General features: G+C 69.0%; 20 protein-coding genes and 1 pseudogene. 10 read left to right on the top strand and 11 right to left on the bottom strand.

All coding sequences use genetic code 11. From position 1 onward, the window contains the following. Positions 1 to 9: 9 nt before the first annotated feature. From E1181_RS02250 to E1181_RS02235, 5 genes and pseudogenes are all read right to left on the bottom strand, one after another. Positions 10 to 1089, bottom strand: a complete 1080-nt coding sequence (locus E1181_RS02250; protein ID WP_207921975.1) for an NAD(P)-dependent alcohol dehydrogenase — start codon at positions 1087 to 1089, stop codon at positions 10 to 12. Between the two features lie 14 nt (positions 1090 to 1103). Beyond that, the gene (locus E1181_RS02245; protein ID WP_132672176.1) at positions 1104 to 2384 is read right to left on the bottom strand and encodes an MFS transporter; all 1281 of its coding nucleotides are present in this window, start codon (positions 2382 to 2384) and stop codon (positions 1104 to 1106) included. 238 nt (positions 2385 to 2622) lie between these two features. Continuing rightward, positions 2623 to 2940 (bottom strand): annotated as a pseudogene (locus E1181_RS31695) (isochorismatase family protein); the annotation flags it as partial. Between the two features lie 18 nt (positions 2941 to 2958). Further along, complete coding sequence (locus tag E1181_RS31690; RefSeq protein WP_207921973.1) at positions 2959 to 3249, bottom strand: cysteine hydrolase family protein; 291 nt, start codon at positions 3247 to 3249, stop codon at positions 2959 to 2961. Between the two features lie 191 nt (positions 3250 to 3440). Beyond that, positions 3441 to 4187 carry a hypothetical protein gene (locus E1181_RS02235; protein ID WP_165944494.1) on the bottom strand — a complete coding sequence of 249 codons (747 nt, stop codon included), beginning with the start codon at positions 4185 to 4187 and terminating at the stop codon, positions 3441 to 3443. Here E1181_RS02235 and E1181_RS31240 point away from each other — a divergent pair. From E1181_RS31240 to E1181_RS02225, 3 genes are all read left to right on the top strand, one after another. Further along, a complete protein-coding gene (locus tag E1181_RS31240; protein ID WP_165944493.1) occupies positions 4167 to 4559 on the top strand; it encodes an NADase-type glycan-binding domain-containing protein in 393 nt (130 codons plus the stop codon). The genes E1181_RS02235 and E1181_RS31240 overlap by 21 nt on opposite strands. A gap of 221 nt (positions 4560 to 4780) precedes the next feature. Further along, the gene (locus tag E1181_RS02230; protein WP_132672174.1) at positions 4781 to 5833 is read left to right on the top strand and encodes a cation diffusion facilitator family transporter; all 1053 of its coding nucleotides are present in this window, start codon (positions 4781 to 4783) and stop codon (positions 5831 to 5833) included. Positions 5834 to 5887: 54 nt separating this feature from the next. After that, entirely contained in the window at positions 5888 to 6241 is a 354-nt protein-coding gene (locus E1181_RS02225) for an ArsR/SmtB family transcription factor (RefSeq protein ID WP_132672173.1), read from the top strand. 103 nt (positions 6242 to 6344) lie between these two features. Here the strand turns inward: E1181_RS02225 and E1181_RS02220 are convergent, their stop codons facing one another. Beyond that, positions 6345 to 6935: a TetR/AcrR family transcriptional regulator gene (locus tag E1181_RS02220; RefSeq protein ID WP_132672172.1), complete on the bottom strand. Its 591-nt coding sequence runs from the start codon at positions 6933 to 6935 to the stop codon at positions 6345 to 6347. Positions 6936 to 7120: 185 nt separating this feature from the next. Here E1181_RS02220 and E1181_RS02215 point away from each other — a divergent pair, with 185 nt between their 5' ends. Then, complete coding sequence (locus E1181_RS02215; RefSeq protein WP_132672171.1) at positions 7121 to 7540, top strand: hypothetical protein; 420 nt, start codon at positions 7121 to 7123, stop codon at positions 7538 to 7540. 325 nt (positions 7541 to 7865) lie between these two features. Here the strand turns inward: E1181_RS02215 and E1181_RS02210 are convergent, their stop codons facing one another. Next, complete coding sequence (locus tag E1181_RS02210; protein ID WP_132672170.1) at positions 7866 to 8858, bottom strand: TerC/Alx family metal homeostasis membrane protein; 993 nt, start codon at positions 8856 to 8858, stop codon at positions 7866 to 7868. Positions 8859 to 8934: 76 nt separating this feature from the next. Here E1181_RS02210 and E1181_RS02205 point away from each other — a divergent pair, with 76 nt between their 5' ends. Next, positions 8935 to 9759 (top strand): Asp23/Gls24 family envelope stress response protein, encoded by an 825-nt coding sequence (locus tag E1181_RS02205; RefSeq protein ID WP_328590821.1) that lies wholly within the window; start codon positions 8935 to 8937, stop codon positions 9757 to 9759. Positions 9760 to 9834: 75 nt separating this feature from the next. Here E1181_RS02205 and E1181_RS02200 read toward each other — a convergent pair whose 3' ends face one another. Next, positions 9835 to 10014: a hypothetical protein gene (locus tag E1181_RS02200; protein ID WP_132672169.1), complete on the bottom strand. Its 180-nt coding sequence runs from the start codon at positions 10012 to 10014 to the stop codon at positions 9835 to 9837. A 275-nt stretch (positions 10015 to 10289) separates the two neighbouring features. Between E1181_RS02200 and E1181_RS02195 the strand changes: the two genes are divergently transcribed. Further along, the gene (locus E1181_RS02195; RefSeq protein ID WP_132672168.1) at positions 10290 to 11396 is read left to right on the top strand and encodes a fatty acid desaturase family protein; all 1107 of its coding nucleotides are present in this window, start codon (positions 10290 to 10292) and stop codon (positions 11394 to 11396) included. A 249-nt stretch (positions 11397 to 11645) separates the two neighbouring features. Beyond that, on the top strand, positions 11646 to 11912 hold the full coding sequence (locus E1181_RS02190; RefSeq protein ID WP_132672167.1) for a hypothetical protein: 267 nt from the start codon (positions 11646 to 11648) through the stop codon (positions 11910 to 11912). 80 nt (positions 11913 to 11992) lie between these two features. On the opposite strand, the gene E1181_RS02185 is transcribed toward E1181_RS02190, so the two are convergent. The 3 genes from E1181_RS02185 to E1181_RS02175 form a co-directional block, all read right to left on the bottom strand. Continuing rightward, the gene (locus tag E1181_RS02185; RefSeq protein ID WP_132672166.1) at positions 11993 to 12691 is read right to left on the bottom strand and encodes a sunset domain-containing protein; all 699 of its coding nucleotides are present in this window, start codon (positions 12689 to 12691) and stop codon (positions 11993 to 11995) included. A 233-nt stretch (positions 12692 to 12924) separates the two neighbouring features. Continuing rightward, positions 12925 to 13560: a response regulator gene (locus E1181_RS02180; protein WP_132672165.1), complete on the bottom strand. Its 636-nt coding sequence runs from the start codon at positions 13558 to 13560 to the stop codon at positions 12925 to 12927. Next, positions 13557 to 13769 (bottom strand): hypothetical protein, encoded by a 213-nt coding sequence (locus E1181_RS02175; protein ID WP_207921972.1) that lies wholly within the window; start codon positions 13767 to 13769, stop codon positions 13557 to 13559. The genes E1181_RS02180 and E1181_RS02175 overlap by 4 nt, the downstream gene beginning before the upstream one ends. Before the next feature lie 222 nt (positions 13770 to 13991). Here E1181_RS02175 and E1181_RS33045 point away from each other — a divergent pair, with 222 nt between their 5' ends. Genes E1181_RS33045 through E1181_RS02165 form a run of 3 tightly spaced genes read left to right on the top strand, consistent with a single transcriptional unit; the run spans position 13992 to position 15705 of the window. Continuing rightward, entirely contained in the window at positions 13992 to 14459 is a 468-nt protein-coding gene (locus E1181_RS33045; RefSeq protein WP_456238794.1) for a hypothetical protein, read from the top strand. Further along, positions 14369 to 15028, top strand: a complete 660-nt coding sequence (locus tag E1181_RS33040) for an ABC transporter permease (protein ID WP_456238793.1) — start codon at positions 14369 to 14371, stop codon at positions 15026 to 15028. Before E1181_RS33045 ends, E1181_RS33040 begins: the two co-directional genes overlap by 91 nt. Then, positions 15025 to 15705, top strand: coding sequence for an ABC transporter ATP-binding protein (locus E1181_RS02165; RefSeq protein ID WP_132672164.1), 681 nt, complete (start codon positions 15025 to 15027; stop codon positions 15703 to 15705). Before E1181_RS33040 ends, E1181_RS02165 begins: the two co-directional genes overlap by 4 nt. The last annotated feature ends 22 nt before the right edge of the window (positions 15706 to 15727 follow it).

The following is a 15727-nucleotide window of genomic DNA, read 5'->3' as shown; positions in this document are numbered from 1 at the left end:
CACCCACGGTCAGGCTCCCGCCACCCTGATCTGGATCTTGGTGTCGTCCGGTCGCGCCTCGGCGCCGCGCTCGAAGGCGGCGACGGCCTCCTCCACCGGGTAGGTGGCGCTGATCAGATCGCCCAGGTCCACCGACGGCGAAGCCGCCAGCTCGATGGCTCGCGAGTAGGCGTTGGCGTAGCGGAACACCGTCTCGATGCGCAGTTCCCGGGCTTGCGCGGCCGCGACGTCCAGCGGCACCGGGTCCACCGGGATGCCCACCAGCACGACCGTTCCGCCCGGTGCGGGGGTCTCCCACAACGAGGCGAAGGCACGCGGGTTGCCGCTGGCCTCGAACACCACGTCCGCGCCCCAGCCGTCGGTGGCCTCGCGCACCACCTCGGCCAGGTCCTGCCGGGTGGCGTCGACGGGGTGGATCGTCGGGTACGCCTCGATCTTGGCGAACTTCTCCGGTGCGACGTCGGAGATGTACACGCAGGAGGCACCGCTGGCCGCGGCGGCGATGGCGGTGAGCACCCCGATGGTCCCGGCACCCGCGACGGCGACCACGTCACCGGGCGAGATCCCCGCCTTGGTCACCGCGTGGACGGCCACCGCGAAGGGCTCGATGAGCGCGCCCTCCTCCAGGGACAGCTGGTCGGGCAGCTTGTAGGTGAAGTCGGCCGGGTGCAGGACCTCCGGCTGCAGGCAGCCGTGCACGGGCGGGGTGGCCCAGAACCGCACGTCGGGGTCGACGTTGTACATGCCCAGGCGCGAGGCGCGGGAACGCGGGTTCGGGATGCCCGGCTCCATGCACACCCGGTCGCCGACGGCCAGGTGGGTCACGCCCTCGCCGACCTCCAGGACGGTGCCGGAGGCTTCGTGGCCGAGCACCATCGGCGCCTCGACGACGTAGGGCCCGATCCGCCCGTGGGTGTAGTAGTGGACGTCGCTGCCGCAGATGCCGACGGTGTGCACGCCGATGCGCACGTCACCGGGGCCGACCTGCCCCAGGCCGGGGACCGGGCGGATCTGGATCTCGTGCGGGCGTTCGAGGACGACGGCGTCCATCGTCTTCTCCTGCGGGGTGGGGACGGTCGTGGGGTTCATCGTCGCAGGTCCTCTCAGGCGGCGTTGGCCAGGCGCTCGCGGCGCGGGAGCATCCGGCCGGTCTCGGTGGTGATGCCCGGCTGGGGCGGGTGGATGAAGAAGGTGGTGATGGTGCCCAGCACCATCAGGCCCGCGAAGGCCCAGCACACGCCGATCGGGCCGATCACCGGCAGCAGCGCGGTGGCAATGCCCGGGCCCGCGAACGTGGTCAGCCCGGAGGCGAGGTTGTGGGCGGAGATCGCCGCCCCGCGGTGCTCCGGCGCGAGCGCCGGGAAGATCGCGCCCATGGGCACGAACGCGGTGACCGACAGCGCGAAGAGCACGGCGGGGATGATCATCAGCGCGAAGCTGGCCCCGAACCACACCGGGAAGTAGGCGAAGGCCAGGGTCGCGATCGCCATGCCGCCGAAGCCGTACCAGCGCATCTGGCGCATCCAGCCGTAGCGGTCCCCGAGCCGGCCCCACATGATGTTGGAGGCGATGGTGATGGCGTTCGTGATCGCCCACAGGGTCATCCACTCGGGCAGCGAGAACCACGCCTGCCCGCCGACGTCGTCGGTGGTCAGGTAGAGCGGCATCATCATCGGGAAGGCGTAGAGCGTCAGGTTGCACAGCACCCGGATGACCACCGACAGCGCGATCTGCCGGTTCTCGACCAGGATCGTCACCCCGCGCAGCAGCTCCCGGGTCCGGCCCTCGCGGGCGAGCTCCCGCGAGCGGTCCGCCTCCGGCGGGGCACCGGGGACGAGGAAGGCGCACATGGCCGTTCCGGCCGCGACGAAGATCAGCGAGGCCCACAGCGTGGCGTACTCGCCGATCACGGGGACCAGCAGGCTCGGCACGTAGGCGCCCATGACGCCGATGCCCAGCGAGAACGAGGCCCAGAACCAGCCCATCGCCGAGGCCAGGCGGCTGGGGTGGACCGACTGCGCGATGAGCACCACGAACGAGTACATGAACAGCGGGTACGCCACCCCGCGCAGGCTGTAGATCAGGATCGTGCCGATCACGCTCTGCAGTCCCACCGTCAGGAACAGGGCGTGCAGGACCATCCACAGGACGCCGCCGAGCACCATCAGGCGCCGGGCGCCGACGACCTCGGCCAGCACACCGGTGGTCCACGCCGAGAAGGCGACCACCAGCCCGTACACGGTGAAGACGAGCCCTGCCTGGGTGGGCGTGAAACCGCTCTCGACGAGGAAGCGGGACAAGAAGGTGAGCTCGAAACCATCACCGGTCATGAACACGGCGAGGGCGAGGTAGCCGAACAGCAGGCGCCGCGGCATGCCGAACATGCGGGAGTCACTCCTTTGTGGACACCGATTGGGCAGCACCCGACGAGGGGGGGGGGGAAACGCTCGTCAGAGGTGCCTGATGTCCACAAGCTATGTCGGCACGGCGAACCGAACTAGACGGATAAACCGCCTGATGCTGATACTTTCGTGCGCCGCGCACCGCATCCGCCCCCGGTCCGGAGCGCACATCGCGCGGATGGGGCGGGGAAGGTTCCGCTTCGGCGCGGGCGGTCGGTCGTCAGCGGGTCGTGCCGAGCTCGTCGAGCTTCGGAAAGTACCAGCGCACGATTCCTCGGAGCTTGTCGGCGTCCGGTCTGCCCCAGTCGCGCTGCAGTTCGGCGACCAGGGAGATGGCGGTCACCGGTTGGGCGCCCGCGTTGGTCATCCGGACCATGGCCTGCTCGTGGGCGCTGCGGCTGATGCCACCGATCGCGTCCTCCACCGGGTAGACCTCGTAGCCCTCGCGGAGCAGGTCCAGCGTCGGGAACGCCACGCACACCTCGGTCCACAAGCCGGTCATGATGATCTTCTTCCGGCCGGTCGCCTCCACCGCGGCGCGGAAGTCCGCGTCCTCTCAGGAGTTCAGCGTGGTCCGGTCGATCTCCTTCGTGGCGGGCAACGCGTCGCGCAGCTCCGCGATGGTGCCGGTGTTGACGCCGAGCTCGACACCGACGGTGCTCAGGACCACCGGCAGCTCGTAGGCCCGTGCCGCCCGGGCCACGGCGGTGATGTTGAGCATCATCTCGTCGTGCCCGATCGAGCGGACGGTGCCGACCTGCTCGGGCTGGTAGTCGATGAGCACCAGCACGGCGTTGTCCGGCGTGAGCAGGTGGTCGTCAGCCCGCTGGGGCGTCTCGCCTGCCATGTCGATCACTCCCTGAAGTCGCTGTGGCGTCGGCGGTTCACCAGCCGGTCATGCGCCATCCACGATGCCCCGACCCGCGCCGCTGGGCTCGTCGGGAGCGCAGCTGATGAGCAGCTGGGCGGTGTGGGCGCGGAGCAGCTCCTGCGCGCGGACGGGCGGTGCGATCACGGGAGGACCCACCGGGATCGGCTTCAGACCATCTCCGGTTCGGGTGGGAACCTGCCTTCGCCGCGGGGGCCGACGAGGCGTGACACCAGCTCTCGTTCCTCGTCCTGGTTCCGGGCCGCGCTCATCAGCGCGTTGTGATCCCGCTCCACATCGCGCAGGAACTTCGCCCACGACTGGGGGAACTCGGCGAGGTTGACGTAGCGCTGGTTCTCCCGCAGATTGCCCGCGCCGATCTTGTCGCGCTTGTGGCCGTGCGCGCTGGACTCCGGGTTGCTGGTGGCTTCCGTCGAGCGCCAGTTGTGCACGTACCCGACGGGGCTGTTCTCGTTCTCGGGCGCGAGCGTCTCCAGCCCGACTTCCAGCGCGCCCGCCCTGCCCAACCGCGGCGGGGTGTAGATCAGCAGCAGGTGGCCGTGCGCGCCGTTGGGCATGATCACATCACCGTTGCAGTCGAGGCTGCCCATGCCGCCCATGGCCACGTCCTCGCCCGCCAGCCGCACCTTCTCGTCCTTCGAGCCGAACGGCCTCTTGTTGCGGAGCGCGGCCAGCGCCCCGCCGCGCTCCTTGAAAGCGCCCTCACCACTGAGGGGGTCGTCGCTGATGGACATGTGGTGGGTGGCGTACTTCCGCTCGAAGACCTCCTCGGTGAGGTTGCCCTGCGCGTCGGTCATCCCCAGCCATTGCGCCAGTTCGAAGCGCCCGGCACCTCCCCGGGACAGCTCGGGGATGCGGATGTTCACCCGGCCGCCGTGCGCCAGCGCCCGCGCCACGTCGCCGTCGCGGTAGTCGCCGACGTGCGCACCGACGTCTACTGGGGCGCACCGGGTCCCGGCGCCTGGGCCGACTTCCAGTTCGACCGGCCCTTCCGGCTGGTGGGCATGCTCGTGCACATCGGCCCGTCGACGAAGCCGGACGCGTTCGCCACGCAGGCCAGGCCGACGAAACTGGACATCATCGTCACCAGCGCCAACGGCCGGACCCGGACCGTGCACGCCGACCTCGCCGACCAACCGGCCCAGGAGCAGATCAACATCGGAGCCAGCGACGTCACGCGGGTCCGCATCGTGATCCGATCAGCAACCGGCCTCACCGAGGGCAAGCACATCGCGACGTCACTGATCGAGTTCTTCAAGCGCGCCTGAATCCCCGGCGCGCCACCCGGACCGAGGGCCCGCGCGGAAACGCGGGCCCTCGCCTCCGGCAGGTGAGCGCGTACCGGAATCGTCGCGGGGGGAACCAGAATTCGGCCACCTCCTGGCGAGCGCTTCTCCTTCTCAGTTGCCTCGGATGCGCAGCTGCGACGTTGTCGCGTGCGCACGTGAGCACATATCGTGGGGCTACCCGCCACGAGGTAGGAGTCGCGATGAGTCAGCCTTCCCCCACTCACGACCACGGGCACGGCCACGGGGGAACGCGGCGGTCGCGGCTGTGGGCCCAGCTCAAGCACGCGGTCACGCCGCACAGCCACGACAGCACCGAGATCGTCGACAGCACCCTCGAAGCCAGCAGGCAGGGCATGCGAGCGCTGTGGATCTCCTTCGCGGGTTTGATGATCACCGCCGTCTTCCAGGTGGTCATCGTCAGCTTCACCGGGTCGGTCGCGTTGCTGGGCGACACCCTGCACAACTTCGCGGATGCGCTGACCGCGGTCCCCCTGGCGGTCGCGTTCGCGCTGGGACGCCGCGCGGCGACTCGACGATTCACCTACGGGCTCGGGCGCGCCGAGGACATCGCCGGCCTCATCATCCTGGTGATCATGGCGGCCTCGGCCGCGTACGCCGGCTGGGAGGCGCTCCACCGCTTGATCGAGCCCCGGGAGATGAGCAACATCGGCTGGGTGGCCGCGGCCGGGCTGATCGGATTCGCCGGCAACGAGATCGTGGCCCGCTACCGGATCACCGTCGGTCGCAGGATCGGCTCCGCCGCCCTCGTCGCCGACGGGCTGCACGCGCGCACCGACGGGTTCACGAGCCTGGCAGTCCTCCTGTCCGCCGGTGGCGCGTGGATCGGCTGGCAGTGGGCCGATCCGGTCGTCGGCCTGGCGATCACGGCGGCGATCGCGTCGGTCCTGTGGGGCGCGGCCAAGGAGGTCTTCGCCCGGCTGCTCGACGCGATCGATCCGCAGCTCATCGACCAGGCCGAGTCGACCCTCTCCGGCACCGACGGCGTCCGGGCGGTCGCCGCGGTCCGCATGCGCTGGGTCGGCCACTCCCTCACCGCGGAAGCCGAGCTCGACGTCGACCACGACCTCACGCTGTCCCAGGCGCACACCATCGCCCACGACGCCGAGCACCGCCTGCTCCACGCGCTGCCCCGCCTGTCCCGGGCGCTCATCCACGCCCACCCGCACGGACGGCACGGCGACTCCGAGCACGACATCCTCCGCCACCACCGAACAACAGCCGGCCTGGGCTAGGAGACCAGCGCTCGGATTGCCCTGCCCATCGGACGTGCGGCACCATGCGTGCTCATGTACGCACGCGAGGACTCCGCTGCGGAGAGGTGGCGGGACCTACCCGACCCGGACCACGTCGAGGCGGCCGCGACCGCGTTCAGGATGTTGTCCGACCCGACCCGCGTGCGGGTGCTGTGGCTGCTGTGCGGATCCGAGCACGACGTGACCAGCCTGGCCAACAAGATCGGCGCCGCTCGCCCCGCCGTCTCGCAGCACTTGGCGAAGCTGCGCTTGGCAGGTCTCGTCACGCTGAGACGGGACGGACGTCGAGCTGTCTACGCGGCGAGGGGCGGGCACGTCCGCCGCCTGCTGGCCGAGGCCGTGGAAGCCGCCGACCACCACCTGACCGGCACCGCGGACCACGACTGAACCCCAACAACCCGTTCCTCGCGAAGAACCCGACCTGCCAGGTCACCCTTGGCACATCGTCGTCACCGGCATCGCGCCGCGCGACGGGCATCCCGCTCTCGGCTCATCGCGAGGCGGTTTCCGCCCGCCATCCGCGCAGCGCCGCTCGTGCGGCGTAATCGAAGCCCTCCGCCCCGTGCCGGAGCAAGTCGCTCAGCTCCAGGGTGACGAGACCGTGCACCAGCGCCCACAACGCCGAGGCGATCGCCATGGGGTCCTCGTCGACGAGCTCGCCCGCGCTGATTCCGCGTTGCACGGCCTCCAGCAGCGGCCCGAAGGCACCGGCGCCCGCGGTGGCGAGCTCCTGGTCCTGGTCGTCGTGACCACGACCGAAGATGGCCCGGTAGTAGTTCGGGTCGGCCAGCGCGCTGGTGCGGTACGCGTGAGCCAGCTGCACGAGCTCCTCGACCGGGTCGGGGTCCGGAGCCACGGATCGAAGTCGTCGGCCCAAGCGGCGAAACCCCTCGATGTAGAGCGCGCGCAGCAGATCGGGTTTGCCACCGAACAGCGAGTACACCGCACTGGTCGAGGTCCCTGCGGACTCGGCGAGATCGCGCAGGCTGAGGGCGTCGCTCCCGCCCTCGGTCAGGAGCTCACCCGCGCGGTCGAGCAACCGCAGGCGGAGCGTCTCGTCGTACACCTTCTTCCGTCCCATCAGCAGGACTTTAACCCAACACCGTTTCGCAACGCTGCCTCCGCTCCACCTCTGCACGTCCCAAAGAGGCTGCACGTGTTGACCAAACAATCGAAACGTTGTTACATAAAGCTGTTACAGAATCGCCCGACGGCGCGAGGCGGCTCCCAGCCGCGCAACGCTGTCACCAACCCTGAGGAGCGGCCGTGCAAGGCCTGGAACTCACCGACGCGTCCAGATACATCGCCGGATCCGTGCTGCTGACAGTCGTGGGGATCGAGTTCGGCGGGTGGTTCATGACCCAGATCGTCCGCGGCAAGGTGCCGATGACCACGTTCCAGAAGGACTTCGCGCGGGCCGGTCACGCGCACGCCGGCGCGCTCGTCACGTTGGGCCTGGTGACGCTGGTGCTCACCGACCTGGCCGGCCTGCAGGGCGTGTGGGGGTGGATCGCCCGGATCGGAGTCCCGGCGTCGGCCGCGCTCATCTCCGCCGGGTTCTTCTTCTCGTCGATGGGACGCGGCGAGGTGACGCGGCCGAACAGGTTGATCTGGCTGGTCTGGTTGGGCTCGCTCTCGCTCGGCGCAGGCGTGGTCACCCTGGGAATCGGCCTCCTGGCGGCGTGAACGGGCAGGCCGAACCTGAATCTTCTCGATGCCCGACGCGCTGGAGCCACGCACGCGAGGGCGGGTGGGCGAGCACACCGAACCGGGTTGCTCTTCCCACCCGCAGGGCGTGAGGCGTTTCGATGATCGCCATCGCTCTGGTCGCCGATGTTCGACCTCCGCGCTCCCCCGCTTCCTGACATCGGGATCACGAACAGGAGGTGTGCGCGTTACCTGTGAGGCCTCCTTGGCGGGCGGGTGTCCGAAAGGACGGCGCAGGTGATCACCAGCGCCGCCAGAACGAGTGCGGTCGTGCCGAATTCGATGAGGGTTTCGGTGAGCACGGTCAGCTCCCGGGGGTGGGTTTTTCAGAGTCGCTGCGGGACCGCAGGCTCGCCAGCGTGACGATCGCCAAGATCACCACGATGACGCCGAGGGAGATCGGGGTCGGGATGTCGGGTACTGCGGGCCAGATTCCGTGAGCCCAGTGCAGCACCAGTTTTGCGCCGATGAACGCGAGGATGATCGCGAGGCCGTGGTTGAGGTAGGTGAGCTTGGCCAGGGCGGCGTGGAGCACGAAGTACAGCGCGCGCAGACCCAGCAGGGCGAACGCGTTGGTGGCGAACACCAGGTACGGGTCATCGGTGACCCCGTAGACCGCGGGAACCGAATCGACGGCGAAGACCACATCGGTGGCGAACACCGCGACGACCACGATCGTGAACGGGGTCAGGGCTCGCCGTCCGCCCTCGCGGACCGTCAACCGGGTGCCGCGGTAATCATCGGTGACCGGCATCGCCCACCGCAGGAGTCGCACCGAGCGCATTTGCGACACGTCGCGTGCGTACTCGGCCCCGGTGAGCGCTTCGTGCATGATCTTGACGGCGGTGACGAAGAGAATTCCGCCGAACACCAGGAACGCCCATGTACCGGCCTGCAGCAGGGCAGCACCGGCGGCGATGAAGATACCGCGCAGCACCAGCGCGCCGACGATGCCGAAGAGGAGCACGCGCTGCTGCACATCCGCCGGTACGGCGAAGCCGGCCAGCAACAGCATGAACACGAACAGGTTGTCCACGGACAAGGACTTCTCCACCACGAAGCCGGTGATGAACTCCACCGCCTGAACACCGCCGAATGCCGCCCACAGCGCCACGGCGAACACCAGCGGCAGCGCGAGGTAGAAGACCGACCAGCCCACGGCCTCACGCATCGAGACCGCGTGCGGGCGGCGGGTGACCATGAAGTCGGCGACCACCAGGACGACCAGTCCGACGATGCTCGAGCCCCACAACAAGGGCGAGCCGATCGAATCCGACGAAGCGGCGAGAACGAACACCTGAGTCTCCCTCGAACATCATCACGTCCGAGGTCTCCTTCGCCCGCGCGGGGCGGCCGCCCGGGGACACCAGCGAATGTCCGTCCTGACCAGGCAGGCGCTTGGGAAGTACTCCCCTCCACCGCAGTATCAGCCCATCTCCGGTGAGCCTGCCATCCGAAGGCGCGACGGATTCACACCGGCCCCGAGCGACCTCAACGAGAACAGCCGCCACCAGCACACCACCTCCACCGGCTACGCGCACACCGCAGCGCTTGATCGCACGGATCGCGCAGGAATGCCGATGCTCCGCATGTCGCTCGTCCGAGTGAGGTCGATGCGCGCAGTGCTGCTCACGCCTCTAATGGATGTGACATCGAACCTCGGTAGAGGACGGGACGTGGTGGCGGTGGTCGAGCGGCCTGGGGAAACGCGAAGCACGGAAATCGACAGCGACGAGTCCGGTTGGTCCACCACTGCTGCCGGCGGGGCGCCGACTGCCCATCGCCGTGAGTCCGCACCGGCGAGACAAGACCAACGGGGACGAACAACGATCGCCCCGACGGTGGTGCAGCAGATCGCACGCATCACCACCGAGGAGGTCTTCGGCGTCTACGCCGTCGGCGGTGGCATGGAGCGCGCGTTCGGCGCGATCCGGGAACGGATTCCAGGCGCGAGCGCCTCGCGAACCTCCGGAGTGGTCGTGGAAGTCGGCGAAACGCAGGCGGCCATCGATATCGAGCTCGTGGCGGAGCACGGTGCTGCGCTGATGGATCTCGCGCAGGCGGTCCGCAGCAACGTCATCACAGCAGTGCAGCGCATGACCGGCCTGGAGGTGGTCGAGGTCAACATCGCGGTCAACGACGTCCACCTGCCTGACGAAGAGGATCAACAATCGGCGGCACCGGCGCGCGTCGAGTAGCCATCCGGAATTGTGATGCCAACCAGCAGGTCCGACGCAGAAGAAAGCGTCGGGACGTTCGCGGGAACGGGTCGGTCAGGCCCGTTCACCGCCTTCGCGGCGGTTGCTGGCGTAGACCGCTGCGGCGGCCTGAGCGAGTTGGGCCCATATCGCGGCCTCGGTCAGGCGGGCCTGCCGGATCTCATCGGTCGAGTGCTCCTTGGCCTGCTGCAGGCATTGCTCGGCCGATTGCGCGTACTCCTCGGGGTGCTTCATGCCGCACTCCCCTTCATCGCAGGTGAGCTCTTGGTGACTGGATGCCATACCTGCTGACGGATGATGCCCCTGCTGATCCGATTCTAGTCCGGCGACATCGGTCACCGACGACATTTCTGTGGTGGGTGTGGGCAGAGGTGACGGTGTGCTCGCGGTTTTCGGTGTTTTCCGCGAAGGAGCAGGTGCCTGCGTCGACCCCTCACCGGCGCTAGTCTCGGAGCACACCACTGAGGTTGCTTCGGCAGCACGCGCCTGAGGAGTGGTGGGGGGAGATCATGAATTCCGATGCAGTGCCCGCTGCTGGTGGGCCGCGGCGGCCCGGATCGGGGAACGTCCCGCAGACCGCGGGAGAACCGGGCGGTGCGGGCTCGGGTCGCGGCAGCGACTTCTCCGAGCTCGTCCGATTGGTCAAACAACGTGGTTTGCTGGATCTTCGGCGCACTTACTACGCGGCGAAGATGGCGGGCAACGGCGTGATGTTGGCGGTCGGCGCGGTGATGTTCGTCGTGCTGGGTGATTCCTGGTGGCAGGTCTTCACGGCGGCGGTGCTCGCGGGAGTGTTCACCCAGCTGGCCTTCGTCGGACACGACGCCGGACATCGCCAGATCTTTCGCTCCCGGCGGGCCAACGACCTGGTGGGGCTCATCCACGGTTGCATGACGGGGATCAGTTACGGCTGGTGGGTCGGCAAGCACCGGCTTCACCACAACAACCCGAACCACGAGGACGCCGACCCCGACCTCGAGATCCCGGCGCTGGCGTTCTCCGCCGAGCAGTCCCGCACCAAACGGGGCGTCTTCCGGTGGATGGCCAAGTACCAGGCGTTCTTGTTCTTCCCCCTCCTGCTGCTGGAGGGGTTCCTCCTGCACGTCCACAGCATCCGGGCCGTGGTGAAGCGGGAGGTGAAGGCGAACGGGGTGGAAGCCGCTCTGCTCGCCGCGCACGTGGTGGCCTACCTGGCCGTGGTGTTCCTGGTGCTGTCACCGGTCAAGGCGCTGGTGTTCATCGCGGTGCACCAGGGGTTGTGGGGCGTGTACATGGGCTGCGCCTTCGCGCCCAACCACAAGGGCATGCCCACGCTGTCGGCAGGACAGAAGCTGGACTACCTGCGCAAGCAGGTCCTCACCTCGCGCAACGTCCGCGGTGGCCGGTTCGTGGACTTCCTGCTCGGTGGCCTGAACTACCAGATCGAACACCACCTCTTCCCCAGCATGCCGCGACCGAACCTGCGCCACGCCCAGCAGCTGGTGAACCACTTCTGCACCAGTCGCGGAGTCTCGTACAGCCAGTGCGGCCTCTTCCGCTCCTACGCCCTGGTGCTGCGGCACCTGCACGCCGTCGGAGCCCCGCTGCGGCACCCATCGACCTCGCAGCAGTGCTGAAGGACGTCCCGCGGATCAGGTCGACACGACATCAGCAGTGCCCTGGTGGAAGTTGCGCGATCTCCAGCGGTGTAAACCGGACACGACCTCGAACAGGCGCTGACCAAACCCGCCCCACCGGACCCGGCTGGACCGTCCGCACTGGGACGGCCGAAGGCCGAACTTGCACAGCTCACCGGCGGGAATGCTTGGTAGCCGGAGCCGTCGGCTGCTGTTGGTCGGCTCGTGGGGCTGGCATGATCAGTTGTCATGGCCGTCTTCAAACCCAAGCTCGCCACCGTGCTGGGCCCAGCGTTCCGATGCCTGGTGTGCGGGCACGAGCTGTTCTGGTCCCGCGAGATCAAGTTGAACTCCACGGGCGCCGAGCTGATGAACCTCGCGTGGGCGAACCAGTCAGCGACCGGACTGATCTGCGCCCGATGCGGGTACGTCCACGAGTTCGCCGGCAGCCAGCGCCCCAAGCTCTGGAAGGAGAACAGCGGTTACCCGTCAGGAGCCACCGAAGACGAGCGCTGACCCCGCACCCGTGATCGCTGAACATCGGTGAACACCACCGCTTTCCACTCCCCCGGCGTCGTTGAGGAATTGCCCGGGGGTCAGAGGGAGTTCTTCGTTCTGGCGTTCCAGGCTGAGAAGCCGGCTCGTTCCGCGTCCGCTGCGGAGCGGAACCAGACGCTGGCCTTGGTGCGCTCGTAGTAGGGGGACTGCATCGTGTGGTAGCGCTTGGACCGGGTGTTGCCCTTGATCCGGTAGCCGGCGCGCGGGGACTGGCCGTTCGGCTTCGCCTTCACCGCACCCGGGTAGGGGCCCGAACTTCCTTCCTCCGCAAAGGTTTCCGGCTCGGCGACGTCCTCGCCGGTCTTCTGGACCGGGATGCCTTCGACGACGTACTCCTCGCTGAGGTCGGCGAGTCCGACACCGGCGAGTTCGCCGCCGGCCTGATCCGACCCGTCGTTGCCGGAGATCAGCACCGTGACCTCAAGGGTGCCCTCGTTCTCGCTGAAGGACGTGAAAGCCGGAGCGTCGTCCTCGGACCGCGTGGTGCGGGGGGCCGCCGAGGCGGGCAGGGACTTCATCGGCTCGGCCGGGGCCTGCTCGATCGCCTCGGGCTCGCGGATCGCGGGGAAGACCATGTGCCCTCCCTGCCGCAGCGGTCGGGACAGGAACATCGCGTTGGCCAGCGAACCCGTCGCGAAGCACAGCAGGACGAGCAGGAAGGTCCACACGAGGGGCACAGTTCCGCCGCCGAGCGGTGACATGAAGGCGAACGCGGCGGCGACCAGCAACGCTGCCACTCCCCAGACGATCCATTGGCGCAAGCAGGCGGTGGGCGCCCGGTGTCTTGACTTCGGCACGAAACACTCCTAGGTCTCCTGAAGAGTGAAATGATCGGCTGCCGAACGTTCTAACCACCCCTGTCGCGCACAGCCACCGGAGATCACCCGTCCGTGCTCGTACGGTGTGCAATTCACACGGCCGTGTCACGGTCATCGCTTCAGGCCGCAACGACGTCGGAAAACCCTTCGCGTCAGCGGCGGATCAACCCGAGTCGGGTCGCGGAGGCGATCGCGGCGGTGCGGGAGTCGACTCCGAGCTTGGTGTAGATGCGGGCCAGGTGGGATTTGATGGTCCCCTCGGTGAGGTAGAGGCGGCGGCCGATGGCCTGGTTGGACAGGCCGTCGGCGACCAGGGTGAGGACCTCGGTTTCGCGCTTGGTCAGCGTCGTTCCGGGAACGCGGAGCCGGTTCATCAGCCGGTCCGCGACCGCCGGGGCGAGAGTGGTGCGCCCGGCAGCGGCGGTGCGCACGGCTGCCGCGAGCTCTTCGGGCGGGGCGTCCTTGAGGAGGTAGCCGGTGGCGCCCGCCTCGATGGCGGGCAGCGTGTCGGCGTCGGTGTCGTAGGTGGTGACGATCAGGACGTGGGGCGCGCCGGGCTTGCCGGTGATGGCGGCGGTCGCTTCGGCGCCGTTCATCCCGTCGCGGAACTGCAGGTCCATCAGGACCACGTCGACACCGCCGTCAGCGGCGATCCTGACGGCTTCTTCGGCCGTGGCGGCTTCGCCCACGACGGTCATGCCGTCCTCGGTTTCGAGCACGGCGCGCAGTCCGGCTCGCACGACGGGATGGTCATCGGCCAGGAGCAAGCGGATCTCGGCATCGGTCACGGACGGGCCCTGCGCACCCGGGGCACCACGGGCCCGGCCGCGTAGACCAGGCCGCAGGTGACCGCGGCGGCGATGACGAGCCCGGTGTGCGGCCGATCGCCGGCCAGCGCCCGGCCGACGGCCAGGACGAGCAGGCCGAGCACCAGCAGGTGCAGGCACAGGGTCAGCGCCCGGAGAGCGGGAGCGCGGGCCGGAACGATCGTGGTCACAGTCCGTCAAGTCTAGAGCGCGGCAGAACGCGGGACCTCTGTCGAAAGTGACAAGCGGGGTGACGACCTTCGATGCGGCGAGTGCTGTCCTGCGCCAGCTGCCCGCGCACGGGGTCGACGGCGAGAGTCGACGTGTACCTCGCAGACCCAACGAAAGGACAGGCGGAAACCGTGTTCGTCGCCTGGAGAGACCTGAAGTTCGCCAAAGGACGGTTCGCCCTCATGGGCGTCGTCATCATCCTGATGACCCTGCTCGTCGGCCTGCTGTCCGGTTTGACCGCCGGACTGGGTCAGCAGAACATCTCCGCGATCACGTCGCTGCCGGCGGAGCGGATCGCCTTCGACGAGCCCAGCAGCGGCGAGGACCTGTCCTACGCCAACTCCACCGTCACCGAGCAGCAGTGGCGGCGGCTGGCCGAGGCACCCGGTGTGACCAGCGCCGAGCCGCTGGGCATCACCACCACCAAGGCCACCGCCGGGGTCAAGAGCACCGGGGTGTCGGCGTTCGGCGTCGAGCCCGGCTCGGCGCTCGCCCCCGAGAGCAGCAAGATCGGCGACAGGACCGCGGTCCTGTCGACCACCGCCGCCGAAGAGCTCGCGTGTCCGCGGGCCAGAGGTTCACCCTCGCCGGGCAGGAGCTGGTGGCCGCCTCGGTCAGCGGTGACGACTCGTTCAGCCACACCCCGGTGATCTGGACCAGCCTGAACACCTGGCAGAAGACCGCCCCGCCCACCGACCGCGGCGACGGTCCGACCGCCACCGTGATCGCCGTGACCGCCGCACCCGGCACCGATCTGGCCGCGCTGGACGAGGCCGCGGGAACCACGACGGTGACGAAGGCCGACTCGCTGACGGCGATCGGTTCCTACTCGTCGGAGAACGGCTCCCTGCAGCTCATGCGCGGGTTCCTCTTCGTGATCTCGGCCCTGGTCATCGGCGCGTTCTTCACCGTGTGGACCATCCAGCGCAGCGGCGACGTCGCCGTCCTCAAGGCGCTGGGCGCCTCGACCGGCTCGCTGCTCAAGGACGCGCTCGGGCAGGCCGTCGTGCTGCTCACCGGCGGAACCCTGATCAGCACCGGCATCGCGGCGGGACTCGGTGCGCTGGTCGCCGGCTCGGCCGTGCCGTTCACCCTCACGCCCGCCACCGTGCTGGTGCCCGCCGCGGTGATGATCGCGCTCGGCGCGCTCGGGGCCGCCCTGTCCATCCGCAGCATCACGTCCGTCGACCCGCTGACCGCCCTGGGGAGCGCCCGATGAGCCTCGAACTGAACGACATCACCCTCACCTACCCCGACGGGGATTCCCAGCTGACCGCGCTCGACCGCGTCAGCCTCCAAGTCCCGGCCGGAAGCCTGACCGCGGTGGTCGGCCCGTCCGGGTCCGGCAAGTCCAGCCTGCTGGCCGTCGCGGCGACTCTGATCACGCCGGATTCGGGTGCGGTGGCCATCGACGGGCCGTCCACCACCGGCCTGTCCCGAGGCGAGCTCGCCGAACTGCGCCGCACCAAGATCGGCATCGTCTTCCAGCAGCCCAACCTGCTGGCGTCGCTGACCGCCGCCGAGCAGCTGCAGGTGATGGCCCAGATCGACGGCCGCAAGCCGCGCGCGGCCCGGGGCCGGGCGAGGGAACTGCTCGATGCCGTGGGGATGGCGGACCTGTCCGGCAGGCGTCCGCACCAGCTCTCGGGCGGTCAGCGCCAGCGCGTCAACATCGCCCGCGCGCTGATGCACGACCCGACGGTGCTGCTGGTGGACGAGCCGACCAGCGCTCTCGACCACGATCGCGGTGCGGCCGTGATCGACCTGATCACCGAGCTCACCCACCGGCAGGCCACGGCGACGGTGCTGGTCACCCACGACCGCACCCACCTCACCGCTGTCGACCAGATCGCCGAGGTCCACGACGGGCGGCTGAAGCAGCCCGCTCACCTCTGAAGCGAACGGTTCCGGGAGGCCG

This window comes from Saccharopolyspora terrae, from assembly GCF_004348435.1.
Lineage (GTDB): Bacteria > Actinomycetota > Actinomycetes > Mycobacteriales > Pseudonocardiaceae > Saccharopolyspora > Saccharopolyspora endophytica.
The sequence above is the reverse complement of the archived record's forward strand: the minus strand, read 5'-3'. Positions and strand labels throughout refer to the sequence as shown.